Annotated in this window: 26 protein-coding genes; 4 read left to right on the plus strand and 22 right to left on the minus strand. The window is 44.4% G+C overall.

Going from position 1 to position 26,516, the window contains the following annotated elements; genetic code table 11:
• Positions 1-373: 373 nt before the first annotated feature.
• The 22 genes from KSZ58_RS17095 to KSZ58_RS17200 form a co-directional block, all read right to left on the minus strand.
• Positions 374-1,579, minus strand: a complete 1,206-nt coding sequence (locus KSZ58_RS17095; RefSeq protein ID WP_008818509.1) for a UxaA family hydrolase — start codon at positions 1,577-1,579, stop codon at positions 374-376.
• Between the two features lie 48 nt (positions 1,580-1,627).
• Positions 1,628-1,903, minus strand: coding sequence for a UxaA family hydrolase (locus KSZ58_RS17100; RefSeq protein WP_009588687.1), 276 nt, complete (start codon positions 1,901-1,903; stop codon positions 1,628-1,630).
• Positions 1,904-2,037: 134 nt separating this feature from the next.
• On the minus strand, positions 2,038-2,682 hold the full coding sequence (locus KSZ58_RS17105) for a ribulose-phosphate 3-epimerase (RefSeq protein ID WP_008818507.1): 645 nt from the start codon (positions 2,680-2,682) through the stop codon (positions 2,038-2,040).
• Positions 2,679-3,365 carry a ribulose-phosphate 3-epimerase gene (locus tag KSZ58_RS17110; protein WP_021420877.1) on the minus strand — a complete coding sequence of 229 codons (687 nt, stop codon included), beginning with the start codon at positions 3,363-3,365 and terminating at the stop codon, positions 2,679-2,681. Before KSZ58_RS17110 ends, KSZ58_RS17105 begins: the two co-directional genes overlap by 4 nt.
• Position 3,366: 1 nt before the next feature.
• Entirely contained in the window at positions 3,367-4,497 is a 1,131-nt protein-coding gene (locus KSZ58_RS17115) for a mannitol dehydrogenase (protein WP_009588693.1), read from the minus strand.
• Positions 4,494-5,675 (minus strand): hypothetical protein, encoded by a 1,182-nt coding sequence (locus KSZ58_RS17120; RefSeq protein WP_224727387.1) that lies wholly within the window; start codon positions 5,673-5,675, stop codon positions 4,494-4,496. Before KSZ58_RS17120 ends, KSZ58_RS17115 begins: the two co-directional genes overlap by 4 nt.
• A gap of 72 nt (positions 5,676-5,747) precedes the next feature.
• Entirely contained in the window at positions 5,748-6,704 is a 957-nt protein-coding gene (locus KSZ58_RS17125) for a phosphoglycerate dehydrogenase (protein WP_008818503.1), read from the minus strand.
• 1 nt (position 6,705) lies between these two features.
• Complete coding sequence (locus tag KSZ58_RS17130; protein ID WP_008818502.1) at positions 6,706-7,338, minus strand: ketohydroxyglutarate aldolase; 633 nt, start codon at positions 7,336-7,338, stop codon at positions 6,706-6,708.
• A gap of 10 nt (positions 7,339-7,348) precedes the next feature.
• Positions 7,349-7,846 (minus strand): hypothetical protein, encoded by a 498-nt coding sequence (locus tag KSZ58_RS17135; RefSeq protein ID WP_008818501.1) that lies wholly within the window; start codon positions 7,844-7,846, stop codon positions 7,349-7,351.
• A 19-nt stretch (positions 7,847-7,865) separates the two neighbouring features.
• A complete protein-coding gene (locus KSZ58_RS17140; protein WP_008818500.1) occupies positions 7,866-8,279 on the minus strand; it encodes a PTS sugar transporter subunit IIA in 414 nt (137 codons plus the stop codon).
• 164 nt (positions 8,280-8,443) lie between these two features.
• On the minus strand, positions 8,444-9,268 hold the full coding sequence (locus tag KSZ58_RS17145; protein ID WP_008818499.1) for a PTS system mannose/fructose/sorbose family transporter subunit IID: 825 nt from the start codon (positions 9,266-9,268) through the stop codon (positions 8,444-8,446).
• A 2-nt stretch (positions 9,269-9,270) separates the two neighbouring features.
• Positions 9,271-10,023, minus strand: a complete 753-nt coding sequence (locus KSZ58_RS17150) for a PTS sugar transporter subunit IIC (protein ID WP_008818498.1) — start codon at positions 10,021-10,023, stop codon at positions 9,271-9,273.
• Positions 10,024-10,133: 110 nt separating this feature from the next.
• Positions 10,134-10,622 (minus strand): PTS sugar transporter subunit IIB, encoded by a 489-nt coding sequence (locus tag KSZ58_RS17155; protein ID WP_022299968.1) that lies wholly within the window; start codon positions 10,620-10,622, stop codon positions 10,134-10,136.
• 27 nt (positions 10,623-10,649) lie between these two features.
• Positions 10,650-11,330, minus strand: coding sequence for a bifunctional 4-hydroxy-2-oxoglutarate aldolase/2-dehydro-3-deoxy-phosphogluconate aldolase (locus KSZ58_RS17160; protein ID WP_009588707.1), 681 nt, complete (start codon positions 11,328-11,330; stop codon positions 10,650-10,652).
• The gene (locus KSZ58_RS17165) at positions 11,320-12,312 is read right to left on the minus strand and encodes an NAD(P)-dependent oxidoreductase (protein WP_009588683.1); all 993 of its coding nucleotides are present in this window, start codon (positions 12,310-12,312) and stop codon (positions 11,320-11,322) included. The genes KSZ58_RS17160 and KSZ58_RS17165 overlap by 11 nt, the downstream gene beginning before the upstream one ends.
• Before the next feature lie 563 nt (positions 12,313-12,875).
• A complete protein-coding gene (locus tag KSZ58_RS17170; protein WP_009269812.1) occupies positions 12,876-13,139 on the minus strand; it encodes a hypothetical protein in 264 nt (87 codons plus the stop codon).
• Between the two features lie 1,163 nt (positions 13,140-14,302).
• The gene (locus tag KSZ58_RS17175; protein WP_254884732.1) at positions 14,303-15,250 is read right to left on the minus strand and encodes a D-2-hydroxyacid dehydrogenase; all 948 of its coding nucleotides are present in this window, start codon (positions 15,248-15,250) and stop codon (positions 14,303-14,305) included.
• Positions 15,251-15,315: 65 nt separating this feature from the next.
• Positions 15,316-16,470, minus strand: a complete 1,155-nt coding sequence (locus KSZ58_RS17180) for an iron-containing alcohol dehydrogenase (RefSeq protein ID WP_008818492.1) — start codon at positions 16,468-16,470, stop codon at positions 15,316-15,318.
• 3 nt (positions 16,471-16,473) lie between these two features.
• Positions 16,474-17,181 (minus strand): RraA family protein, encoded by a 708-nt coding sequence (locus tag KSZ58_RS17185; protein WP_008818491.1) that lies wholly within the window; start codon positions 17,179-17,181, stop codon positions 16,474-16,476.
• Positions 17,182-17,252: 71 nt separating this feature from the next.
• A complete protein-coding gene (locus KSZ58_RS17190; protein ID WP_009588704.1) occupies positions 17,253-18,179 on the minus strand; it encodes a phosphoglycerate dehydrogenase in 927 nt (308 codons plus the stop codon).
• A 210-nt stretch (positions 18,180-18,389) separates the two neighbouring features.
• A complete protein-coding gene (locus KSZ58_RS17195; protein ID WP_002607277.1) occupies positions 18,390-19,217 on the minus strand; it encodes a class II fructose-bisphosphate aldolase in 828 nt (275 codons plus the stop codon).
• A gap of 1 nt (position 19,218) precedes the next feature.
• Positions 19,219-20,274, minus strand: a complete 1,056-nt coding sequence (locus tag KSZ58_RS17200) for a zinc-binding dehydrogenase (RefSeq protein ID WP_009269815.1) — start codon at positions 20,272-20,274, stop codon at positions 19,219-19,221.
• A 338-nt stretch (positions 20,275-20,612) separates the two neighbouring features.
• Here KSZ58_RS17200 and KSZ58_RS17205 point away from each other — a divergent pair, with 338 nt between their 5' ends.
• The 4 genes from KSZ58_RS17205 (at position 20,613) to KSZ58_RS17220 (ending at position 25,692) form a co-directional block, all read left to right on the plus strand.
• Positions 20,613-22,997, plus strand: coding sequence for a PRD domain-containing protein (locus KSZ58_RS17205; RefSeq protein WP_009269816.1), 2,385 nt, complete (start codon positions 20,613-20,615; stop codon positions 22,995-22,997).
• 268 nt (positions 22,998-23,265) lie between these two features.
• A complete protein-coding gene (locus KSZ58_RS17210; RefSeq protein WP_008818486.1) occupies positions 23,266-23,913 on the plus strand; it encodes a TetR/AcrR family transcriptional regulator in 648 nt (215 codons plus the stop codon).
• A gap of 70 nt (positions 23,914-23,983) precedes the next feature.
• Positions 23,984-24,925 carry an ATP-binding cassette domain-containing protein gene (locus KSZ58_RS17215; protein WP_009269817.1) on the plus strand — a complete coding sequence of 314 codons (942 nt, stop codon included), beginning with the start codon at positions 23,984-23,986 and terminating at the stop codon, positions 24,923-24,925.
• Positions 24,922-25,692 (plus strand): ABC transporter permease, encoded by a 771-nt coding sequence (locus KSZ58_RS17220; RefSeq protein ID WP_008818484.1) that lies wholly within the window; start codon positions 24,922-24,924, stop codon positions 25,690-25,692. Before KSZ58_RS17215 ends, KSZ58_RS17220 begins: the two co-directional genes overlap by 4 nt.
• The last annotated feature ends 824 nt before the right edge of the window (positions 25,693-26,516 follow it).

The raw sequence follows: 26,516 nt of genomic DNA on the forward strand, positions 1-26,516 counted from the left end.
CAAACAGATGATATAAAGAATGATAAGAGCAGCGGCAAAGAACAGTTATTTATAGTGTAACTATAAAATAGAAGTGGAATTTAGTTATACATAGGCATAATGGAGCCTATTTTCAGTGCGCTTATTCATTTTATCTATCATTCGCACAATGACCACTTTCTTCACATTTTTACTTACTTCTACCTATTTGAAACCCTTTCTAACGCTATATTTATGCTCTGTATAGACTTTTGTAGAAGAAAGTTCCACATTTTTTATTCGCCTTTTGAAAGTGGAATTTAACTTTTCACTTCAGCAAATTTTCATGAATCCGGAGAACCGGTACAGAACCTGACGGAAAGCATATATTTTCTTCCCTTCGTGAACAGCTGCATCAGTAATAGTACGTCTCCACACAGCCCTTCATTTCCCCCTCGTTTTTTACATATCTGCCGACGCGGGCAATCGCGGTTTCACAGTAGCCCAGTATTTCACTGCGTGTCAGCTTACCGCCTGCGACTGCACATATTTCCTCCAGCAATGCATCGCGCAGCTGCCGCATGGTTGTACTGCCATACAGGTATCCGCTTGCATCAAAGTCAAGATTGTCCCTCATCACGACAGCAGTATCCCGGTTTGCGGACAGCTTGATTACCGGCACAATGGGATTACCGGTAGGCGTACCCCTGCCTGTGGTAAACAAAACGAGCTGACACCCTCCCGCAGCCATGCCGCTCATACTGATGGGATCATTCCCCGGTGTATCCATAATGACCAGCCCCTTATGATGAATGTCCTGTGCATAATCGTAGACTGCCTGTATCGGTGAATGCCCTGACTTGTATATGCAGCCCAGTGATTTTTCCTCCAGGGTCGTGATTCCTCCCGCCTTGTTGCCGGGAGATGGATTTCGCTTTCGCACATCATCGTTAACACATTTCATAGCATCCTCATAGTGACGTACAATCTCCAGTATTTGTGCAGATACCTGCGCATTGACAGCGCGCTTTGCCAACAGCTTTTCCGCACCGATAAATTCCGTTGTTTCCGACATAACCGCCGTTCCTCCTGATGCGATGATGCTGTCCGCCACTTCTCCCACCAGCGGATTTGCGGCCAGCCCGCTTGTAGGATCCGAGCCGCCGCATTCCATCGCAACCATAAGCTCTGAAACGTCTGCCTCCTCACGCTGCATACAGCTTGCCTGCGCAACCATTTCTCTTGCACAGCGAACCGCCTGTTCCACGGTATGCAGGGTACCGCCGCATTCCTGAATGATGAAGGCTTTTAACGGCTTATCGCAGCGGCTCTGTATTTCCTCTGTGACAAGCTTCATCTGACAGTTTTCACAGCCAAGCGATATGATGATGGTTCCATATACGTTGGGATTGGCAGCCATCCCTGCCATTGTCCGCAGCGTACATTCCTGATCGTTCGGTGTTTGTGAACAGCCCAGCTGGTTGTGAAAGCTTACGGTTCCCTGTACCTGCATCGTGACCTGATGTGCCACGTCACTTGCGCAAATACTGGCAGGAAGAATAAGCACATGATTCCGAATGCCGATCCGACCGTCATTTCTGCGATATCCCCGAAACCTCATGTCAGCACCTCCTCCTTTGCTTTATATATAATCATAGCTGACTCCCTTTTATCTTTTGGTATTCCATACATTATGTACATGAACATGCATTCCCTGTTCAATATCACACGCCGCTATCCCGATCCATTCCCCGTACTTTACAACCGGTTCTCCCTTATGTATTCTGCTAAGTGCAAGCTTATGATAAACAGGAATACATTCCCTTACAGCAACTCCCTGTTCCATCCCCTGCGCATCGGTATAGATGCACAGCTCACCTTTACTGATCGGTTCAATGACGACAGCAACGTTGTCCCGTTCATGTATACGAACAGCATTTTTCATATGACCTCCAACATTCTCACAACAAAAGGATGCACACATTGATCTGCTTTTTTGCGTATCCATACAAATAAGTGTACAGTGTACTTATAAAATCACATATCATTTGCATACATCCCGTTATGGTATTCCTTATATTATAGAGAACGCAGCAGATTCATGTTTTCCACATAGCTGCCTTCTCCATGAAACAATGCACTTGTCCCAAGGACAAAGCCGTCAACACTCAGTGCATGATATTCCTGAATTACGGCGGGAGAACATGCTCCATCCAGAATGATACGATAACCGTACATCTTCTTACATGCGATCAGCTCACGGATTTTCGTATCCACACTGTCGATAAATGTCTGTCCGGCAAAGCCCGGAAACACACTCATAATCAACAGATAATCACAATGCGGAAGCAATTCTTTCACTGCACTCAGACTGGTGTCCGGATTGACGGCAAGACCGGAAAGCTTTCCTCTGGAACGAATATACATCAGTGTCTTCATCGCCTGTGGCTCAGATTCCGGATGAATATAGATCAAATCTGCACCTGCATCTAAAAACCAGTCAATTTTATCGGCAGGATGATCGATCATCAGGTGGACATCCACCATTTTTTTCGTCAGAGCACGGACTGCCTTTACATCCATCAGCCCCATGGAGATATTCGGCACAAAGCTTCCATCCATGATATCACAATGGAAAATGTCTGTCCCCGCTTCCTCTAAGGCACGGACTTCCTCTTCCAGATTTGCATAGCTCGCACACATCATACTGGGACATAATATCATGACGCCGCCTCCTTCATTCTCCGCAGGTTCTCCTGCAGATCTGCATCCTGCCTGAATAATCCGCTGGTTCCTCCCGTCAGTATGCTGGCCCCGGCTGCACATACCTGCGGTATGGTCCCCGTGTGGATATTGCCGTCTGCCTGAATACGACAGGATAAGCAGTTTGCGGTAATCTGTTCCTTCATACTACGGATATGTTCAACGGCTTCCCTTTGCATATGCTGTCCGGCATATCCGGGCTGTACCATCAGCTTTAAAATCCAGTCAACCTGTGATGCCAGCTTCACAAAATCAGAAGGCACCTCTGTATCACACCGCATTGCCAATACCGGACGGCAGCCGGCAGAGCGAATATGTGCAAAGATATCCTCCAGATCATCGTCAATTTCATAATGCACAGCAATGTAATCTGCCCCCGCCCGGGCAAACGGTTCGATATAGGGACGCACGTTCTGTACCGCAAGATGCACCTCTATTGGCTTATCACAGATGGGACGTATTTTTTCCAATATCAAATCACCAAACACAAAGCAGTTATTAAACATACCGTCTACAACATCATAATGCACAAAATCAATATCGGAAGCATTGATCTGCGCAACGGCATCCGATACATGCAACAGGTCTGCACAGGACAGCGATGCACTTACCAGAATTTTTTTATCCTTTGAAACCGTACGCATATTATCCAAACAGAATCTGCATGATGCAGATGTTATCCCGATTCTTTTTGATTTCATATAAATACTGCTTTACATGTTCAACAACCGGTTCATTTCCTTCCAGGGAATTGATTTCACAGAAGGTGGTAATCAGATCCTTATCCATTTTCGGCTCTGTCTTTCCCTGCAGCTCATCCCAGTAAACAAGTGCCGCTGCCGCAACGAATTCCATAATACGCGGATCCTTATCATGATCCAGTAAAATCTGCATCGGTGACATAATGCGTTCGGTAGGCCCCAGCTTTCTTGCAGGTGCACGTCCGTTTTTGATATTGTAATCCAGAATACTCTTATCCCGGAACTTCGCAAGAGCACGGTTGGTGAATGCCTCCTGATCCTCTTTTGTAATCTGGAAATAATCCTGTAATGCCGGATTCAGCTCTTCCATCAGACGCATCATCACAGCATCGATATCCGGGTCACAGGCTGCATCTCCGTAAACCTCATATCCCTTGATATAACCGCAATAGGAAATCAGTCCTGCCAGACAGTTATAGGTATAAATTTTGCGTTTGAAGAATTTTTCAAAGTTGTGAATTGGCACAGCTCCTTCAAAGTCCAGTTCTTCCAGCTCATCCGCATCAAACGGGAAGTACGCTTCATTCATAGACAGAATATCCAGTCGTGTGTCATGAACACTGACTGTGGAACAGAAGACGGCTGTCTGTGTCACCGTGTAGTCCCCTTCCACACCGGCTTCCTGTAAATGTGTTCGAAGTACCTTAGCCGGATTGATACCGTTTTCCGCTGTTAGAAAGACAGTCTTTTTCTGCTTGTTGTGCATACCTGCCTTGACCTGCTGAGCAACATCCCCCAGATTTTGTTCACCGGTGGAGGTCACAATGAAATCGGCGTCCTGTATTGCCCGGTCCGCTTCTTTGGAATAGGTGTGAAATGCCTGAAATCCGTTCACATAGATCGGTGTACGGTCCTTCTTATAAAAATGGATACAGAATGCACGATCCTCATCCAGCATACGGATCAGTTTTTCATTTTTATCGATAAAGGTGATCGCATAATCACTTTGAAACAGAAAGCGGGTTACATAGCCGCGACCGGTTTGTCCGGCTCCGATAACAACTGCCTTTTTCATGCGGATGCTCCTTCTTTGATCCAGCCCTTTGCCTTCAGCTCAGCAATTGCCTCCTTGATCAGCACTGCGATTTCTCCCTGCGGATCAATTTCAGAAATCGTTTCCAGAATGTAATCAATTCCCTTTGTTTCACGTATTTCCTTCAAACGAAGTGCATCGCGGTCCTCAGGATTGTCAAAATACAATGCAGCGGCAGCACCGAGTGCAATCGCCTTTGGCCTGATTCCCGCAGACAGTGCGATACGCATCGGCCCGATAAAGCGATCCTGCGGTCCCAGCTTACGAATGGGATCTCTGGCAATGCGTGTAACCAGATCAACAATAGCGCGGTCTGTATATTTCGCTTTTGCCGTTTTGGAGAATTTGATCTGACTTTCCTCATTGATTCCCATTCCATGAATCAGTGCATAATTGATTTCTTCATAAACCTGATCCAGAATAGGCTCGATTTCCGGATCATTGGCGGAATCTGCCACATAGGTCAGCCCCTTCAGCTTTCCGAGATAGGAAACTGTCGCAACACTTGTATTGTTCGTATAGATTTTCTGTTTTAGCAGATCACCGAAGTCAGTTACAAACTCCACATAGTCCCATTGCGGAATTTCCCCTTTGATACGATCCCTGTCAATTGGCAGATACCGCATATTCTGTACCCAGGTATCCATCTCATTCGTGACCTTATCCGGATCCGGTGCCCCGGTTCCGGTACACATGATGACAGATTCGCTGACACCGACATTCTCTTCAAACAGCTTGCGTTCCTCTTCGTTCAGATTTGAAACAATCGCTTCCTTTAAATCCTTTGCCGGATTAATCCAGTTTTCACAGGTAACAATATTGGAAACATGCACCGCATTTTCCTCCACCAGCCTTTTGAACGCTTTGGCAAGTGTTTCTCCGACATTTCCCATATTTTTTCCACCGCATGCTGTAAACAGAAAATCCGCTTCCTTCCAGCAGCTGCATAAGGCGTCAATATCATAAAAGAGATGTGCCTGAACACCTTCCATATGTGTATTGAGCTCTTCCGCCCCCAGAACATGAATGGTATATTCCTTTTTTTCATTTAATTTATCTACCATGACCGAGCTTGCGTCAAAATAGGTGATTTCAACCTGATTGGCATGCAGCAGCTCGCTGACAAAGCCTCTTCCGATGCGCCCGGCTCCCAGAATCATTGCTTTCAAATGCATTCCTCCTTCACTGTGTGATCTACACGTTATATTAAAATCCCTGCTAAGGAAGCTTGATCAACCGCATGCTTCCTCCAGCAGTCTGATCAGATTATCCGTTGCCATTTCCACTGTATTGGACTCTGCCTCCACCGTACGTGAACCGATATGCGGTGTCAGTATAAAGTTATCCATATGAATCAGCTCCTGAACCCAGTCATCCTGAACTGGCGGCTCACTTGTGAATACATCACTGGCAGCCGCATAGATCTTCTTATTCTTCAATGCAGTATACAGCGCTTTTTCATTGATAATACCGCCGCGTGCCGCATTGACAATGACAGCCGTTTCCTTCATCATATCAAACTGTTCATCGGATATCATATTCCTTGTTTCCTCTGTAAGCGGAGTATGAATGGATATAAAATCAGCACTCTTTAAAATTTCCTCAATGCTGCACTGCTTTGCCTGGTAGGTGTCCAGTACCTCCTTAGGGATATCGAATACATCATAGGCAAGCACTTCCATGCCGATTCCATGTGCCATGCGTGCGACATGACGCCCGATATTTCCAAAGCCGATAATGCCTATGTTTTTTTTCGTAAGCTCACGACCGGTCGGTTTGTTCCATGCTCCCCCGCGTACCTGCACATTGCTGGATACCAGATGTTTGGCAGCGGCAAACATCATGCCGATCGTCAGCTCAGCCACCGCATTGGAATTGGAGCCGACACAGCGGCCCACCTTGATTCCACATGCTTCCGCTGTTTTTAAATCAATATTATCCGTACCGACGCCGAACTTCACAACCGCCTTTAAGCTCCTGCATTCCTTTAACAGTTCGCCATCCAGCTCATCCACACCAACGATGATACCGGTGCTTTTTTTCGCATATTCCACAAAGGCTTCTCTGGACAGCGGTTTTCCTGTGGTATTGATATTCATTTCATAGCCCAGTGCCTCCAGTCGTTTTGCGGCCTGCGCACCATAGGCTGCATAGCCCCGCGGTGTAACGAGAATAACTCCCTTGCTCATATCAGTCAGCCTTCCTGCTTTCTTCCACAATAGCACGCAGTTTTCTTGCGTTTTCTGCGATATCGGCACTGCTTCCCTTTGTCAGAAGTCCGCCCAGACCAACACTGTCCACACCGTTTTCAAACCAGGTATGCAGATTGTCGAAGTTTGCTCCGCCGCTTGCAAGAATCGGAATCTGCGGACATGGCACCTTGAACACCTTGGCAAGATCCGGTCCATAGTAATTGGATATCGGGAATGCCTTGATAAAGGACGCTCCCGCTTTCAATGCTTCGATCATTTCCGTATAGCTCGTGCAGCCCGGTGCATAGGGAATCTGATACAGATTCGCCATCTCCTGTACCTCTTTGTTGAAGGTCGGAGCAATGATGAATTCTGCCCCATCCATGATTGCCAAACGGGCAGTTGTCGGATCCAGCACCGTGCCGGCCCCTACCAGCAGCTGATCACCAAATTTTTCTTTTAAAGCGCGAATGACTTCTCCTGCATTATTATTCGTATAGCTGATTTCCAGAACATCCACACCGCCATCGATGCATCCCTGTGCGATTTCAATTCCGCGTTCAATGGTTTCCACCCGCACAATTCCCATTAAGCCTGTTTTTTTAATTCTGCATATTGTTTCTGCCAACATTTTTTTGACCTCACTTTCCTGTCGTCTTTGCCTGATACAGCGTTCGTACACCCATAAGTACAGCAATGCAGCCTCCGGCAGCTGCTGTTATCGTTTCTATCGTATTCACTGTCTGTTGAAAAACAAGACAGAGGAATAATCCGATACCGATGAATAGAAACAACAGTGCAGGGAATATGCCGCCGCTTTCCTTATCCCGGTGTTCTTTACGCCATGTGATATGCTTCCCTCCTGCCCGATGCAGTGACGGAAGTAATTTTTTATTCATTATGAGCAGCTCCACTGCATACAGCACAAGGGCCAGTGCAATGGTGCCCGCAATCTTATGAAACAGAAAATACCCTAAAATAATACTGATGGAAATGGCGTTGATTTCTGCGTGTTTCCACAGAGTGATCGCAAATTCCCTATGTTGCGGGAGAAGATAATACGCATTCTTCTTTTTGATATACAGCAGTCTTCTTCCTTTTGTATCTGTTCCTGTAAACAGCATCCATCCTGTTACCATTCTATCACCTCAATAGTTTTTAAATATCCAGCGCCTTGCGCAGATTTACAATCGTATCCCTGCCGATATCCGCCAGATGCGTTGTTAACTGATCCAGCTCCATGGAATTACAGCTGGACAGAGCCTCCATTAAAAACGGCATATTAACACCGGTATAGCATTGCAGCTTGTGTGCTTCCTTCAGCTCGTCGATTGCAAGTGCCGTCATATTAAACGGGGAGCCTGCGAAAATATCCACCAGTACCAGTACACCGTCGCCTGTATCAATCGCTTCCACCTTTTCACAAATGGCTTCCTTCAAATCTTCCGGATTATCCGTCGGATACAGACCAATAGTTTCCACATCATTTGACATACTGCCAAAGAACATGGCAGAGCTTTCCTTCAGTGCCTGTGCCAGAGGACCATGTGTCACAATTAAAATCTTGATCATACTGTATTACCCTTTCTCGTCGTTTGCGGTTTCATGACGCAATATAAAGTGAATCGGCAGGAAGCTTTTTCTTCCCGTGCAGGAATACACGAAGAGCATATGGCAAGTTTCCTGCCGATGATTGCTATATATGAAAGGATTGTTAAATTCCTTTCAAAGAATTTCTATCCAAGCAGTCCGACTGCCCCGCCGATAAAGCCGATGACAAACAGAACGATCAGAACCGTTGTGATTTTCTTTCCCTTTACCTGCAGCCAGTATGCAAACAGGGTTGTTACAAGCGGCAGGAAGCAAGGGAAGATCTTATTCATAATTTCACCAAGATTCAGCGTGCCGGTTTTCATTTCAATTTCAAGAACAGCACCGATGCTGACATATTTTACAATCATGGCACCCAGACAGAAGAGTCCGACGATACCAAGGAAGGTGGTGATTTTCTTAACGAAGCCGCTTTCCAGGAAACGGTCAATAGAATCCATACCCAGCTGATAGCCGCGCATGAACATGAAGTAGGTAACTGCAAAGTCCAGCAGGGTAACGCCGATACCATAGGCCCATGCGCCCCATACATATCCCTGCATAGCCCATCCCAGGGTTACACTCAGAATAATCGGTTTGATCAGACCTGCCCATACCGTATCACCGATACCTGCCAAAGGTCCCATTAAAGCAGTTTTTATTTCCGCGATGATGCTTGCGTCCATTTCTCCGGAATCATCATTCGCAAGACCTTCTTCCAGAGCGACTACCATACCGGGCAATACAGCTCCCCAGCGTGGCTCTGTGTTGAAATACAGCATGTGGCGTTCCAGACCCTCCACCATCTTGTCATGATCATTCGGATACAGCTTTTCAAAAATAGGACCCATGATCCATGCCAGACAGCCTGCCTGTAATCGCTGATAGTTATAGGTCATATGACTTGTCATGTGCCAGAAGAAGGCTGTTTTCTGGACATCGCGTTTTGTTAGTGAATGTTTTTCTGCCATGATTATTCAGCCCCTTCCTGTTCTGTGTCGTTGTTGAATCCAATCTTAATCAGGATAACTGCCAGACATACACCAACCAGTGCATACAGCAGCAGATCGGTCATACCGGAGTAAGCCGCGATACCGAAGCCCAGCACGAAGAAAGGCAGCAGCGCTTTTTTGTACATGAACTTCATCAGCATGGACATACCTAATGCCGGAAGCATCTTACCGACGGCAGCCAGACCGTTCATTGCCCATGTCGGAATACTGTTGATCATGGTCTGAATGAATTCACTACCGTATAATGCAATCAGGAAGACCGGCAATGCACGCAGTACCAGAACAATGGCAGGACCGCCTAAGAACTGAATTCTGCGAATACCGCGCCAGTTTCCCTTGGCAGCGAGCGCATCCATTTTAACCGGCCACAGGGATGCAATTGTCATATATGCGACATGCACATAGTTGCCCAGTAACCCGATAGGAACGGCAAACGCTACAGACGTGTCGATGGACATACCGCCCTGAATCGCTACAAATGTACCGAGCAGACCTGCCCAGTATAAGTCGGAAGCATTTGCTCCTCCTGCAGAAATCCAGCCCATATAAGAAACGTTGATTGTTGCACCGATGATGGTTCCCTGTACGGGATCACCGTAAATCAGACCTACCCAAAATCCTGCCATTACCGGCTCACGGAAGAAGTACCAGTGATATGGTCCCTGAATACCGTTGAGCAGTGCAAGCAGCCCCATTAACAATGCTTGTACCATGAAATTTCCTCCTTTTCATTGTCAATTCCTCTACTACATCTCTTTACTCTTGTCATACAGATACGATATATTCATCACCTCCATGTGATCGAATTCTATCGGATACACAGCTAAAATTTCGCCAGAGCATCCTTGAACGGATACGGATTGTCTTCGGGAATCGGCTGCATGAAAATATCCACGCCGCCCTGATACAAGACATTTAACTCCTCCGCTTCCGTTTTCGACATTACCACATTTTTATAAATATTCTTCTTATCACCGGAGCCTTCAATTCCACCTACCTGTAAGGAAGGGAATTTCACACCTGCTTCCCAGGCTGCTTTCGCCTGTGAAGTATTTTTAAACAGAATCAGCAGATTGTTTTTTGGAAATTCTTGCGCCTTCCATTTTTCGGCAGCCTCTGCGACATTCCATACCAGAACTTTTACACCGCTTGGGGCAGCACCGAGGAGAATTTTTTTCAGAATCGGACTCTTTGCGGAGCGATCGTCAATTACGACGATGCTTTCAATTTCATATTTTGCCACCCAGCGGGTCATTACCTGCCCATGGATGAGTCGAAAGTCAATTCTTGTCAGTTTTAGGTTTTCCATCATGTTATCCTTCTTTCTTTTGCGTCTTTTTTACGATTGCTTCGCAAGCTCTACAAAGCGCTTTGCTCTGCGGGTCAGCTCCGCATAATTGCCTTCCTCGCGGCATTTTTTATCTACCAGCTGGGAGCTGATACCGGCACCGGTGAATCCAAGCCTCAGGTATTGCACAAAGGTTTCTTCCGTAACGCCGACTGTCGCAATGTATTTCACATGATGCAGCGGTGCATAGATATCCTTGCAATATTTGATACCCAGTGTTCCTGCCGGAAACAGTTTTATGAAATCGACACCGGCCTTATCCGCTGCGACGATTTCTGTTGGTGACATGCAGCCCGGCATGGAAACCATGTCCAGAGCCAGCGTTTCCTTGACGATTTCCTCATCAAAGTTGGGAGAAACGATAAATCTGGCTCCGGCTTCTTTGGCATTGTGAACCTGTTCCTTTGTCAGTACGGTTCCAATGCCCAGATACAATTCATCCCCAAACTGTGCATGCAGTGCCTGTATGTTCTCTTTCACCTTTGTACACGTATCGGGATCGGATGGGTCGTATGTGATTTCAAAACAGCGGATGCCTCCCTGAAACAGTGCATCTGCCAGCTTCATCAAGTCATCCCCGTAAATCCCTCTTGTTATAACTACAATTTTCTCTTCTTCGATTTTTTGAATCGTTTCCTGTCTGCTCATACACATTTCCTTTCTATAATCCATTGATAATCTCCACCGGCCGTTCTCCCCGTTCCATGCAGTAGATATCTTCCATTACCTTGCGGTTCATGTTCTTCATGCATGTATAGTTATAAATAGCAGAGTGCGGCGTGATGGTTACACGTTCGCACGCCAGCAGAGGATCATCGGCCTGCATCGGCTCATGCACAGCAACATCCGCACCATAGCCAAACAGATGTCCGTTCCTGAGTGCTTCCAGCAAAGCTGTTTCATCAACGAGTCCGCCTCGCCCTGTGTTAATCAGTATGGTGTTGTCCTTCATCTTTGCCAGTGTCTGTGCATTGATGAGATGCTTACTTTTCTCATCCAGACTGGCATGCAGACTGATGAAGTCCGATTCCTTCAGCAGGGTATCCAGATCACAGAGCTGAATCCCCTCTGCCATGACCTTTTCCTTGTCTGCATACGGGTCATATGCCAGTATGCGGTTCTGGAAGCCATATTTCATAATCTGTGCAAAGCGTGTGCCGATATGACCGCAGCCGATGACACCGCATGTCTTTCCGCGCAGCTGAAATCCCATGATTTCCTGACGATCCCTGTTCCAGTCGCCCTGATGCACCTTGTGATTGGCTGTAACCACGTTTTTCGATACTGCCATAAGCAGTGCAGCAGCCTGTTCTGCGACAGCATCCAGTTCCACATAGTTTTGGATATGGGTTACATACACACCGTGCTTTTTCGAGCTTTCCAGATCAACGTTATTGAAACCGATGCCATGACGGGCGATCAGCTTCACATCACAATTGTTGGAAAAGAATGTTTCATCAAAGGTTGGATAATTGCCTAATACTATATAGGTATATCCCTTCAGCTTCTGGGCGAGTGTCCTGCCATCCATATCTGCCGGCAACAGCATTTTATCAACCGGTCCGACCTTCTCTTCCAATTCCTGCAGATGCTGTGGGAATTCTCTGCCAAAGCTGGTTATATTGATAACTGCAGTTTTTTTCAAATTTATCACCCGACTTTCATTTCCTTTCTCCTGCATTCTGCGGCAAACTGAGATCAGCCGCCTTACACTATCCATGATATTGAAAACGCTTACGATGTCAAACTGCTCAATTTAAGCCTAGTGTGTCACACGTTTAAATTCCTATTTTTTCTATTTTATCGGCCCTTTTTCCAACGAATCAACTGGTAACTTATGGAAATCGCAACACAAAATAAGCTAAATAATGTTACTGTGTTATTTTTCGCAATAAATAGCACAGTATTGAATTTACAGTGTGTATATCAAACTTATAATTTGACACGAAAAAAACGCACAAATTTGTAAGTTCTTATATTTGCTACATCCTACATATAAAAAAGCCCAAAAAGAAATAAATCCTTTTGAGCCACTGACAAACAGTTAATTTTAAAAAATAATTTTTTTCATATATCATCATAATGAAATTCCAAGGCTTTTTTTATAGTGTGATATAAAACCTAATCTTATAAAGTACCAATCCTAATCTATTTCTTTAATCACATATGGCTGCGTAGTTCTATCTGGTATAAAAAGTGAACAATAATAATACTCTTCTACAGTCTTTTTATCAGAACAATAAACAATAGTATACGGTTTTCTTCATCATCTCCTCTTACTATATAATTAAATTCAACAAAGTCCTCTTTAGGATATGCAATATTCCATGTAAGATAAAACGGTCTTTTTTTATCTGTCAAAACAGCTATCTTGTGTAATTCTATTTCATCTACTATGGGAGTATGAAAAGAATTACCATGACCTGTAAACCAGGCATAATCATTATGTTTTTTCCATGAGCCGATAGGAATATTTTTCATTTTTACCAATTCATCTTTGATTGCTATAAAAGATCCTTTATGTTCCTTAAATGAAGGACATACGCATCAATTTCATTCCTATTCACCGATAAAAATAACGGAATAGAAAATAAGCCATCGCTTTGCAACTGCAGAATGGCTTTTATTTCTTCCAGCGTATTCTTATTTTGTAAAGAACACGTTTGCTGTGGATAGCAGAACACTTTATCGCATGTCAAAATTATAAGTGATAAGATACGTCACTCTTGAAGAGTTTAAGAAAACTGGCGTTATCAGTAAAAGTGATCTAAAAGAATATGTAAGTGTATCATATGAAAGCTATATTACCAGTCCAGAATTGCTTTACGAAAAAGATAAAGTGCTATATGATTTCTTTGATAAGAGATGGTTGGTGAATAAAAGTGAAGGCAGAAAATGAATCTGTATACAGAAGATATACGTGAATTGATAAAGGAAGAATCACGTATAATAGAAGATTTCGAAAAACACAATGCTCCTTCAGAAATAATTAGCGAGAAGGAAAACAAATAAACAGCCACCGGTAAGATTTTTTAATTTATTAGTCTTTTGATTATGAAGAGAAATACGGATTGCTTTATTGGTTTGAGGAGGGTACGGAATAATCTGGATAGATAAAAAAGGTATTAGTGATTATCATGCCTCTTGTGTAACAGCATGGATTGTAAACATTACAAAGCAATGGGAAATATGAAGCCTATTTGTTCTGCTTTCCCATAAAGGTATTCCGAAAGCTGTATGGACTGGGACTTTACTGCACACTATGCCGATAAGTGGTGATCATGGACTCCAATATGAGAAAGCGAAAATAGAGGACACAGATTTACCGGAATTATTATACGTTGAAGATTAACACTCACAGCGGGTGCTTTCAAATATTAAAAAAACCTACCACTACAGAATGGCAGGTTTTCCGCAATAGTCCCCATAGGGTTACTACCGCTTCTTCGTATTCACATCTTATAACTTTTAATTTGAATTATCAAGAAAAGAGGATCACCCTTAAAAAGTGATCACCCGCAATTCTGCTGGGTACATCCGGTTTCCTTGTCTGCTTTCATTTTTAATTACAAGTCGCTCCTTCCAAAAAAACGCCCTTTATGTTTGTGGCGTTTTCTTTAATCGCTTTATTGTGCATAAACAATCTACACAATACGGTTCTGTTCCTTCCCCTGTAGGAAGCATCTCAGATTTTCAACGGCAGTATCCATAATTCTGCGCCTAGCCTCTTTGCTAGCCCAGGAGATATGCGGCGTAATCAGGCAGTTATCACATTCCAGCAACGGATTATCATTGCGGATCGGCTCCTCCCTTACCACATCCAAAGCGGCCGCATAAATCGTACCGTTTTGTAATGCCTGCGCAAGGTCATATTCATTGATCAGCTTTCCTCTGGCATTGTTGATCAGGATGGCATTTGATTTCATCATAGCCAGCGTAGCCTTGTTTATCAGGGAATCATTCTCCTTTGTGAGCGGACAATGCAGACTTACCACATCGCTTCGCCGCAGTAATTCCTCCAGAGAAACCTTTTCAGCATGCGTGTCGTTGTCGGCATGGGCGTCATGAAACAGGACATGCATTCCCAGTGCCTGTGCGATTTCAGCAACCTTCCTGCCAATGCGCCCAAATCCGATGATCCCCATCGTTCTGCCTGACAGCTCCATTAGCGGATAGTCCCAAAAACACCAGTCCGCATTGTTTGCCCATTCCCCCTCCTTTACACGTTTTGCATGGTGCCCGATCCTGGATGTCACCTCCAGTAAAAGTGCAATGGCATATTGTGCAACCGTATCCGTACCATACCCGGGAACATTGGTAACTGCGATATGGAGATCACTTGCGGCTTCGATATCGACAACATCATAGCCGGTTGCCAGTACACCGATGTAACGAAGCTGCTTACTTTCCTGCATCAGCTCTCTTGTCATCGGCACCTTATTGATAATCACGGCATCCGCATCCTGCATTCTTTCCTTTACCTGCGAGTGATCCGTGCGTGCATACACCGTCAAATCACCAAGCGCCTCCATCCCCCTCCAGTCAAGATCCCCCGGATTTTCTGTATAACCATCCAAAACTACAAGCTTCATATACATATGTAAAGGATGCCAGTCAGCACCCTTATCTCCTTTCCCTGATCATATTATAAAACACTTTACAAGCTGTTGCGATAAATATTCTTCACATCCTCTGCGGACAGTGACACAAATCCGTTCACCGTCTGTTTTGCGGCATCCTGTGCCATTGCATCGAAGTGCGTATCATCGATACCCAGCTCCCCTAAGGATGAGCGCAGATGCAGCTGTTTATAAAAGCTTCGCAGACATTCAATTCCCTCCCGTGCCATATCCCACGGATCCTTTTCTGTTACCTGCCAGATTTCTCTGGCGAAACGCGCAAACATATCCACTGTATCCTCACTGAGAACATACTCCATCCAGTGCGGCGTCAGAACAGCCAGACCTTCGCCGTGTGTAACGGAATAAAAGGCACTGAGCGGATGTTCCATTGGATGAACACTCCACTGTGTCATATGCCCCAGCTTCAGCATATCATTGATTGCCCAGCTTGCTGCCCACATGAGATTGGCTCTTGCTTCATAATTATCCGGCTCCTTTAAAACGAGCGGTCCGTATGCCGTACAGATTTTCAGAATACCTTCCGCAAACCGGTTCTGTAAACCGGCATCCTCCCGTGCAAAATAAGACTCCATCGTATGGCTCATAATATCAGCCACACCACAGGCACTCTGATAGCGGTTTACACTAAAGGTAAAGGTAGGATCCAGTATCGCAGCCCTTGGGCGAAGGAGTGGATTCCGTGTACCTATTTTCTCTTTTGTATCCGGATTCGTGATAACAGCAATATGATCCATCTCACTGCCGGTAGCCGCAATTGTCAAAACCGCAATAACCGGAATCGCCTTTTTTATTTCCTGCGGGTGAAGCACCAGCTCCCATGGTGACAAGGTACTACATACAGCGGCAGACACAACCTTGGCACAATCAATCACACTGCCTCCTCCTATTGCCACAATAACATCCACATTCTCCCTGCGGCATAACGCCACTCCCTTTTCCACCGTTGTAAGGGAAGGGTTTGGCTCTACACCAAACAGCTCCACATACTTCTTTCCCGCCGTATGCAATTCTGTAACCGCCTCGTCATAAATACCGTTACGACGGATACTGCCTCCTCCGTAAACAAGTAAGACCCGCTCTCCGAATTCCTTCATAACGGTATGAAGCTGCTGTAGCTGTCCCTTTCCAAAATACACCTTTGTCGGTATATCATAAATAAAATTTTCCATATATCAATCGTAGAAGCCGGACATGATTTTGATCAGTTCATCCACATCTTCGGTTTCTCTCATCCTCCGTTGTCTGTTTTCTTCAAACTCCTGCAGATATTCTGCTTTTTCAATTACCTGATCTATGACGGATGCCGGAAATTTCACTGCTCCGTTTTCATCCATGTGAATGATTTCCCCCGGACTAACCTGCATCCCAAAAACCTCCACACCGGTATTCACGGACTGCACTGCCCATTTTCCATGACCTGCCGTAACACCGCTTAACACGTATTGCATCTGCAGCGGACGTATCTCATCCACATCTCTGCTCGGACCGTCACTGATGACACCGACACAGCCGGCAGAACGAAGTGCTGTCATCATATTTCCACCCAGCAAGCCGTTACGACACTTAATCTCTTCCGGCATGTCCTGTTTCACAATCAGTACCACTGGTTTTCCGACAGCAGCAACTGCTTTTAACACATCTGCGAACTTCAGGCACTCATAGTTCGGATCCGGAAGACCATAGGTACACGTAACCGCATAGCCAACGGTTCTGCCTAGCTCTGGATACATAACCCTTGCGCGCTCATCCGTATACCATTGTCCGCGCCAGGGATGATACAGTCCCAGACAGTACTCCTTATCCGGATAGGTTGCGACCACATTGGTAATGGACGGTGTATCAAACTGCTTCAGCTTTTCCAGCCTATCATCAATTTTCATGTTCATCCTCCTGTATATGAATTTATTTGAAACAAAAAGCATATCGAATGCATTCTTCAATTACCCAGCGGCTACTGACAGCCGAAATATGCCAGCACATGATCAACTGCGATATCCGACATGCGATTGATTGCCCCTTCACTGCTTGCGGCAATATGCGGTGTCAGAACGGTATTCTCACAGGCAATCAGCTCCTCATCAAAGCCGGGCTCCATATAATGCACATCACTACCATAGCCGTAAAGCTGCCCATTGTGCAAAGCATCATACAATGCCTGCCGGTCAATGAGCTTTGCCCGTGCCGTATTGATGATAACCGCATCCTTTTTCATTTTGGAAAAAGCCTTTGCATCCAGTAGCGGTGAAAACTCTGCAAGTGCAGGAAGATGCAGCGTCAGAAAATCACTGCTGCTCACGATCTCGTTTATATCCGCCTTGCGTATGCCATACTCCCGGATAAACGCCTCATCATAATAGCTGTCAAATGCGAGTATATGACAATCAAACCCCTTCAGTCTTCGGGCAACGGCTTTTCCAATGGCACCCAGCCCAAGGATACCGACGGTGCTTTGATACAAATCCTTTGCAATCGGCTTTTTCCACACATGCGAGCGGATATTGGCATCACTTCTTGTAATATTGTGACAAAGAGAAAGCATAAGTCCTATGGTGTGATCCGCTACGGAGTTTGTATTTGCATTGCGTGCAATTTGTAATGCAATGCCTTTTTCCTTTAAATATTCCACATCAATTTTATCCAGCCCCACACCATAGCGTGAAACGATTTTCAATTTATCCGCATGATCAATGACATTGCGATTGAAAACCTCCGTCCCTAAAATGACAGCATCCATCCCCTGAATGGCTTCCACCATTTCCTCCTCATTCAGCAGTCTTCCCTTTTCATTTCCATAGACCTCAAAGCCTGCATCCTGTAATCTTTGTATCGGTTTCCTACTTAATTTACCAAAAGACTTGGATGTTACCAAAACCTTCATAAGCGATTTCCTCCTGTATTTTCAATATTGTCCGGTAAATGTTTTTCTACCGAATCGTCTTAACTGCGAAATGCTTTTTCCAATAAACGGAAATAGTCAAACATCAACACCAGCGGTGTCATGTCATATGCGGCAATGTCTTATCCGGATTAAAAAGATAAAGTGGATGACAGCCGGCTCCCTCTTTACAGAAGCCAGCAATGCTTTCCATTACTTGCCCTCACAGCCAAACAGACGGATATAGTGCTTGATTTTATGTTTGAATCCCTCCGCAAGCAATGGATACAGCTGATAAACGGCATTGCCGCTCAAATCCTCCTTAACCAGATTTTCAATTGCGCTGCGTTTCAAATCATTGGACAAATTGATTTTATTGATTCCCTCTCTTGCACAGCGTGCCAGATTTTCATCCCCGGTACCGCTGCCGCCATGAAGAACGAGCGGAATATCCAGTGCATCCTTCAATTCATGAAGAAGGTCAAAATGAATCTGCGGAGTACCTTTATATACGCCATGTGCAGTACCAATGGCAACCGCAAGTGCATCCACTCCGGTCTGCTTTACATATTCCACTGCTTCCTCAACACGGGTAAATGCCTGATGTCCGTCAGTATGATATTGCTCACCAACACCTACATGACCAAGCTCAGCTTCCACACTGATTCCCAGTGCATGACAAATCCGTACCATCTCCTGCACCTCTCTGATATTTTCTTCAAACGGCAGTAAGGATCGGTCGATCATGATGGAGGTATAGCCTGCGCGAATGCCAAGCAGACAGTCTTCAAAGGTTTTGCCATGATCCAGATTCAGGGCAATCTTTACTCGGGAGCGTCTGGCAAGATCCACTGCAATTCGTCCAAAGCTTTCCAGATCCGGATTGGCAACCGGTGTTGTATTCAGTATAATTCCGGTATTCATTTCTTCTGCCGCCTCGATGGCAGCACGCAGATTATGTTCATTATCAATATTGCAGGCAGGCACGGCATAATTCTCCTGCTTTGCCTTTGTTAGAATTTCCTTTAATGTTACCAGCATATCAGTTATCTTCCTTTCCGTAATTGATCATGACACGGTAAACACCCGGTTTACATGCATAATCAAAGGCTTCTTTTCCCTGTGCAAAGCTGAATTCGCGGTCGATCACCTTCTCCATATCGATCATTTGATAACCGATCAGCTTGACCGCCATCTGATTATCCTCAATCGTCGGATTCAGCGTTCCGATAAATTCTATTTCACGACTATGCACCATGCCGAAATCCACACCGATTGGTTCTTTGCTGTTTTGTGAGCTATAGGCAATCAGTCTGCCATATGGTGCTAACATGTCAATTGCCTGCTGCCACACCTCTTTGAACGGTATGGTGTTGATGACAGCATCTGCCCCCAGCCCATCCGTCAGCCTGCGAATTTCTTCACCGACATCACATTGACGCGGGTCAAAGGCATAGGCAGCCCCTTCCCGAATCGCCGTTTTCCTCTTTTCTTCATCGGTTTCACTCACAATAATGCGTGCACCGCACATCTGAGCCAGCTTCACATGAAAGTACCCCATAATACCCATACCGATAATGACAACCGTATCACCAAACTTTAATCTTGCCTTGCGTATACTGTGAATACAGCATGCCAGAGGCTCTGTTAGTGCCGCATGGCGCATATCCACATCATGTGGCATACGGATAATCTGCCATGCAGGAATCACCAGATATTCACTTAAGCCGCCGCCCAGTATATTCCCATCCAGACTTGAGCGTTTCGGCATTTCCTTTTTGCGATTGCACTGCGTTCCTCTGCCGGAGCGATCCAGCTCACACTGGTTACAATATCCGGATGTAAAAATTGCTTTATCGCCTGCCTTTACACCTACAACACCTCTGCCTGTCTTTATAATCGTCCCGCTGCACTCATGACCGCCAAGAAACGGATATCCGTAGTTCCTTGTTCCTTTGTATGTTCTGCGGTCCACGGTGCATAAGGAACATACCTCTGTTTTAAACAGTACCTCATAATCCCCCGGCTCCAGGATATCCAGCTCGCGCATTGCCAGCTTATCCTTTGCTTCAATCACCCATGCTCTTGCTTTTTCCATAGGATTCTCCTCTCATGTTTGTTATTCCTATCTATATCTGAAAAGAAGCAGTTTTCTTCACCTCCTGAAGCTTCTACTTACTGAATCTTTATCTGTATCTGACAACTATAATCATATTGAAAACGATTACAGTGTCAAATTGACACAAAAAGCAACAGTGTGTCATCATAATAAGACAGCTAACGGAGAAAAACCTCCACAAAGTAATGAAATCATTTACATTTCATGCAAAATCATAGGAAGTATGTACTTTTTATATGGATTATGTTAATATTTTCCTAGCTTGTGTGTTATTTCACCCATTGATTTAACACGAAAAAGTAACAGGGAGTGATAGTATGGCGAAAACCAGACGGGATCTGATTATGAATCTGGTCAGAGAATACACCAGTGAAAGTCTTGCGGACAAATCCTTCAGCTTTGAACGATGCAATGCCTTTGATATCGCATTGGATCTGAAGCTGGACCGGTCCAACGTATCCAGAATTTTAAATCAGCTGTTTAACGATCTACAGCTCATCAAGGTGGAAGGAAGACCCACTCTCTATTTATCCAAGGATGTTATTGTCGGCGAATATCATTTCAATAATATTCCCCAAATCATCCCCGGAAAAGAAAACCTGAAAAATTTATTCGTATATGATGCAAGTGATGCCAGTTTTTATAAAAAAGGTATGAATATTATTGGAAACGGTTATGAGGAATCACTGACACCGGTTATCAGTAAAATCACCCCTGCCATATTTTATTATCAGAACAAGCCGTTACTGATTGCATTACAGGGAGAAAAAGGCTCAGGCAAGAAATATTTTTGTAAAAAGCTCTTCGATCTGGCCGTACAGAATAAACGTATTTCCAAAAAGAGCAGAAGCTTCACCTTTGATTATCGTTCCATAAATGAAAGCTTTTCCACTCTGCGGCAGCAGTTTCTTGATCGTAATATCTCCATGGTCATCATGGAAATCTACACACCGTTTCAGGAAAGCGAGATTTACCGGTTCTGGAACGATCTCAACAATCTTTGCAGCAACGAAAACAAGCCGTTACCTATCATGATTTTTCTGATTGATAAGAGTGTTGAAAACTTTGCATATTTCTCACAGCTGACACCTTACACAGCGAAGTATCCCAATGTAAAAGAGCGCACAACAAAAGAAATGATTGAGCTTGTGCTGACCTTCCTGCAGGAGGAGGCAGTGAATCTGAACTGCCGCATCAAGGTGACCGGAAATGCGATTGCCTCCTTTCTCAGCGCAGATTATACCTACAATCTCTTTCAGCTTCGCAATGAGATTGTCTATTCCCTATCCAATAATCTGTATTCCAGTGTGATTACCAATCATGAACCAATCGTCATCACACATGAGAACATATCCAAGAATGTCATTCAAAACAAGAGTGCAGATAATTCTTTGGAGGATCATATCCGAATAACCGTTACACAGCTCCTTCCGGAAATCATAGATATCTACCCGGATCAGCCGTGTGAAACACTGGAAAATCTATTACAGACACAGCTCAATGCAAGCATTGTTATAACTGCACAGCTGAAAAACATCATAGAAAAGGCGAAAGAGGATGTCCTGATGACGCGGACAAAGCTTCTGGATTCCTCATCCATAGAGATGCAGTCCAAGGTCTATCAGGCTCTGACACCATTGTTTACGAAAACAAAATTGAAAAATGACCGCCAGATTTTAAGCAAGCTGTATATCCAGATTCAGCATATGCTGGATAATACCTTCGCCTACCAGTTTCAGCTGGAGCATCTGGATTATAAGGAAACAGCATATTCCCAGGAGCTGAGTGACAATGTGATCAGCACAGTGGAAAACAAGTTCAACATCAGTCTTCTGAAGGTATATAAAAGCTATATCCGCAATTTTATCTACTATGCATTAAAATCCATCAGTCAGAATACCATCATGACACTGATTGTCTGTCACGGGGAGCGTCTTGCGGAAAATTATGCTCAGCATCTGAATCAGATTCTGGGAAGCCGCTGTTTCTTCTCCTTTGATTATAATCTCTATTATCAGACGCATGACTTTCATGAGTTTACGGATAAGATATATAAACTGATCAAATATATTGATATAGGAAAAGGCGTACTTATCGTTGGTGACAAGCCGCCGCTTACGACATTGGATAAGTCCATCATCTCCACGTTAAACATTCCCTCCTTCTCCCTGTATCCGGTTTCTCTTCCACTATTATATGAAACCAGTGAAGTGGTTTCACAGAAGACCATGCATCTGTTGGCTCTGCTCAGTGATGTAGTGAACCGAAAGAAAAAAATAAAGGCATTTTTGAATGATAAGAGTCTGACCTCTAAAAATGAGCGTCAAAGCAGCGATATCTTTCAGCGCTTTCAGGCAACCTTCCCTACCATCAATATAGCAAAGTCCAATGAAGCCCTGTACCGCGTACTTCTCAATATTTGCACGGAATGCAATTTGCCGCTTTCCAATAACATCATTATACAGTTCCTGTTTCACGGCACCTGTATGCTGGACCGCTGTGTGAAGAAGCAGAAAATCCGCTATAATCTTTTGGAAAGCTTTATGATGGAGCATACCGAGCTGTTTCACATCATGAAAACGAATTTGTTGAAAATCCGGGATTTTATGACACTTTCCATTTCACAGGAGGAAATCGCCGTTTTGTGTGATGTTATACTCAATTATCAGATGGAGATCAATGTTCAAACAGAGCGAAAATAATGCGATCCCTCTGACATTCAAACATTGAAAATGAACCGGTCTGCCGACCGGTTTTTCTAAGCATGTATCTGATCTCAATCGCTTAGAATCAAAAAGGGATTTCCTGATAACGTATTTGAAATTTTCCATACAATAGAAAACGGTTTTACAGGTAATCCTTTGTATTCAGCCCTCTTGTTCACAGAAATGAAAACAGAATATGCATTGACAACATACACAGTGTATGTTAAATTATAGATACACAATGTATGTATTAAGGAGTGATACAATGCCGCGCAATAAGTATCCGGAGGAGACGGTTCAGAAAATACTGGATGTATCCATGAAGCTGTTTCTGGAAAAAGGATATGAAGAAACAACCATTTTGGATATTGTTGGAGAGCTGGGAGGACTTACCCGCGGTGCTTTCTACCACCATTTCAAATCCAAGGAGGAAGTGCTGGATGCGCTGAGTGACCGTATGTTTCTGGAGCATAATCCATTTGAGGAAGTTCGTAAGGAAAAGGGGCTAAGCGGTCTTGAAAAGCTGAAAAAGATTATCAAGATGCAGGCACAGAATCAGGATCAGCTTGATTTGAACCAGATGTCTGTGCCGCTGCTGAAGAATCCGAAGATTCTTGCGGATTACATGGAAAGCAATTTGCGAATCGTTACACCTTTTTTCGAAGAGCTGTTTCTGGAAGGCATTCAGGACGGCTCCATTCCGGATATCAAATATCCCAAGGCACTGGCCAGCTTATTTGTAATGATAACCAGTGTGTGGTTCATTCCTTCCATTGTCCCCTGTACGCAGGAAGATCTGCTGGAACGCCTGCTGCTCACCAAACACATGCTGGACAGTATGGGAATCTACCTCATTGATGATGAAATTCTTCAGCATGCCCAGACGATTGTCCAAAGCATTCCAACAAAATAAGATTGCATATGCAATTTTATTTTACCACAATACATACATTCTGAATGTATATAAAAAGGAGAATATAAATATGAACACACAAGATCTCGCTGTTTCTGTACACAGGTTAACCAAACGCTATGGTCATACAGAGGTATTAAAGGATGTGAATATGGAAATAGAAAAAGGCTCTATCTATTGTCTGCTTGGTTCCAATGGTGCCGGAAAGACAACGACGATTAAGATACTGACAACACTTGCGGCCTTTGATAGCGGTGAAGTTTCCGTATGCGGTCATTCTGTCACTGCCGAGGGAGAAGCCGTTCGAAAGCTGATCAGTCTTACCGGGCAGTTTGCCAGTGTGGATGAAAAGCTGAGCGGTTATGAAAATCTCGTGATGATCGGAAAGCTGAATCATCTGAAGACGCCAAAGAAAAAGGCAGGAGAGCTGCTTGCATATTTCTCCCTTACAGAAGCCGCTAACCGTATGGTGAGCACCTATTCTGGCGGTATGCGCAGAAAGCTGGACATCGCTATGAGCCTTGCCGGTAATCCGCAGATTATTTTTCTTGATGAGCCGACCACAGGTCTGGATCCACAGAGCCGTCACAGTATGTGGAGCATCATAAAGCAGCTGAATTCAATGGGGATCACTATTTTTCTTACCACGCAGTATCTGGAGGAAGCGGAGCAGCTGGCAGATCATATCGCCATTCTGGATCAGGGAAGGATTCTTACGGAAGGTACTCCTGCGGAATTAAAAAAGCTGCTGCCACAGGGAATCGTCGAATTTGAATTTCCCGACAGCAGTATGCTGGAGGCTGCCATGTCATGTACAGGGGGCTATTCGACGAAGCCGGTGATGACAGAGCATAAGCTGATTATATATACGGACGGCAGTGCCGAAGCATTATCCGAGCTGTTTCATATTTTTTCTTCCGGTAATATCAAAATCCTGAAATTTTATCAAAAGCTGCCGAATCTGGAGGATGTTTTCCTAACACTGGTTCATGAAAGAGAGGATATACAATGAAAACCATACAGACACTAAAGGATGTTTTGACGATGAGTGGAAGATGTCTGCTTCTATCCAAACGAAATCCTGATACAATTTTAACGAGCATCATCGCTCCGATACTCACCATGCTGCTGTTTGCTTATGTAATTGGCGGCGCCATGCAGACGGGTGAAACAAGCTATGTGAATTTCATTGTTCCAGGAATCATTCTGCAATGCCTCGGACAGTGTGCCGCTACCACGGCGATTGCCGTTTGTTCGGATATAAAAAGCGGAATCATGGAGCGCTTCTGCACCATGCCTGTTAAACGCTCTTCCATTTTAAACGGACATGTACGGGAAGCCTTTATCAGAAATATGGTAACTGCCCTGCTGATTCTCCTAGTGGCATTCCTGATTGGCTTTCGACCGGAAGCGGATTTACTTGGTTGGTGTGCCGCATTGCTGATTATTTCTTTGTACATTCTCACCTTATCCTGGATATCCGTATATTTCGGAATGATTGCGAACAGTCCGGAGGGGGCAGGCTCATTCTCAATTCTGGCGATCGCTCTGCCCTGCATCAGCTCCGGCTTCGTACCAATCGACACCATGCCGAAAGCATTGCAGATTTTTGCCGAATACCAGCCGATTACCCCTGTCATTGATTCACTGCGTGCCCTGCTTCTGAATGAGTCATTAAAGACCTGTACACTGCTTTCTGCAATTTTGTGGTGTACGGTGCTGCTTCTGTTATTCTATATTTTATCCGTAAGAGCATTTAAAAAGAAAAGCAATCACTAACAGCTGTCTCATGCAAAACTGAGGAAGGAATTTGTTTGCTTTAGCAGTTCAAAAATTTTTTCGACAAGCACTGAAGCAGGATGAGAGCAGCTATATTCCGTATGCATCCCTTAGAAAGCTTCCCTCCTGCGGTATCTAAGACCTGTAAAATCTGATCCTTTCAATTCATTACTGATTCAGCTTTACACCACAGGCTATTTATAGTAAAGTTTAACTGGAAGAAACAAAGGAAACAGTGTCCTGCAGAGTATACTGTTCCCCCGTTTGTGAATAGGAGGTTGTGTGGATATGTTAGGTATGATCATAGATATCATGAAATTTCTACTGCTGGTTTATATCGCATTGGAGCTGCGGGATATTTCTGCAAAGCTAAGCAATAAATGAGACGTTCTGCCTATCCAGCCGAAACAAACACGGCAACTGTGGCAATCCCGTTCCTTACTACAATTAAAGACCTGTACACTGCTTTCTGCAATTTTGTGGTGTACGGTGCTGCTTCTGTTATTCTATATTTTATCCGTAAGAGCATTTAAAAAGAAAAGCAATCACTAACAGCTGTCTCATGCAAAACTGAGGAAGGAATTTGTTTGCTTTAGCAGTTCAAAAATTTTTCCGACAGGCACTGAAGCAGGATGAGAGCAGCTATATCCGTATGCATCCCTTAAAAAGCTTCCCTCCTGCGGTATCTAAGACCTGTAAAATCTGATCCTTTCAATTCATTACTGATTCAGCTTTACACCACAGGCTATTTATAGTAAAGTTTAACTGGAAAGAAACAAAGGAAACAGTGTCCTGCAGAGTATACTGTTCCCCCGTTTATGAAT

It is taken from the genome of Erysipelatoclostridium sp. DFI.2.3, from assembly GCF_019132535.1.
Taxonomy (GTDB): domain Bacteria; phylum Bacillota_I; class Bacilli_A; order Erysipelotrichales; family Erysipelotrichaceae; genus Clostridium_AQ; species Clostridium_AQ innocuum.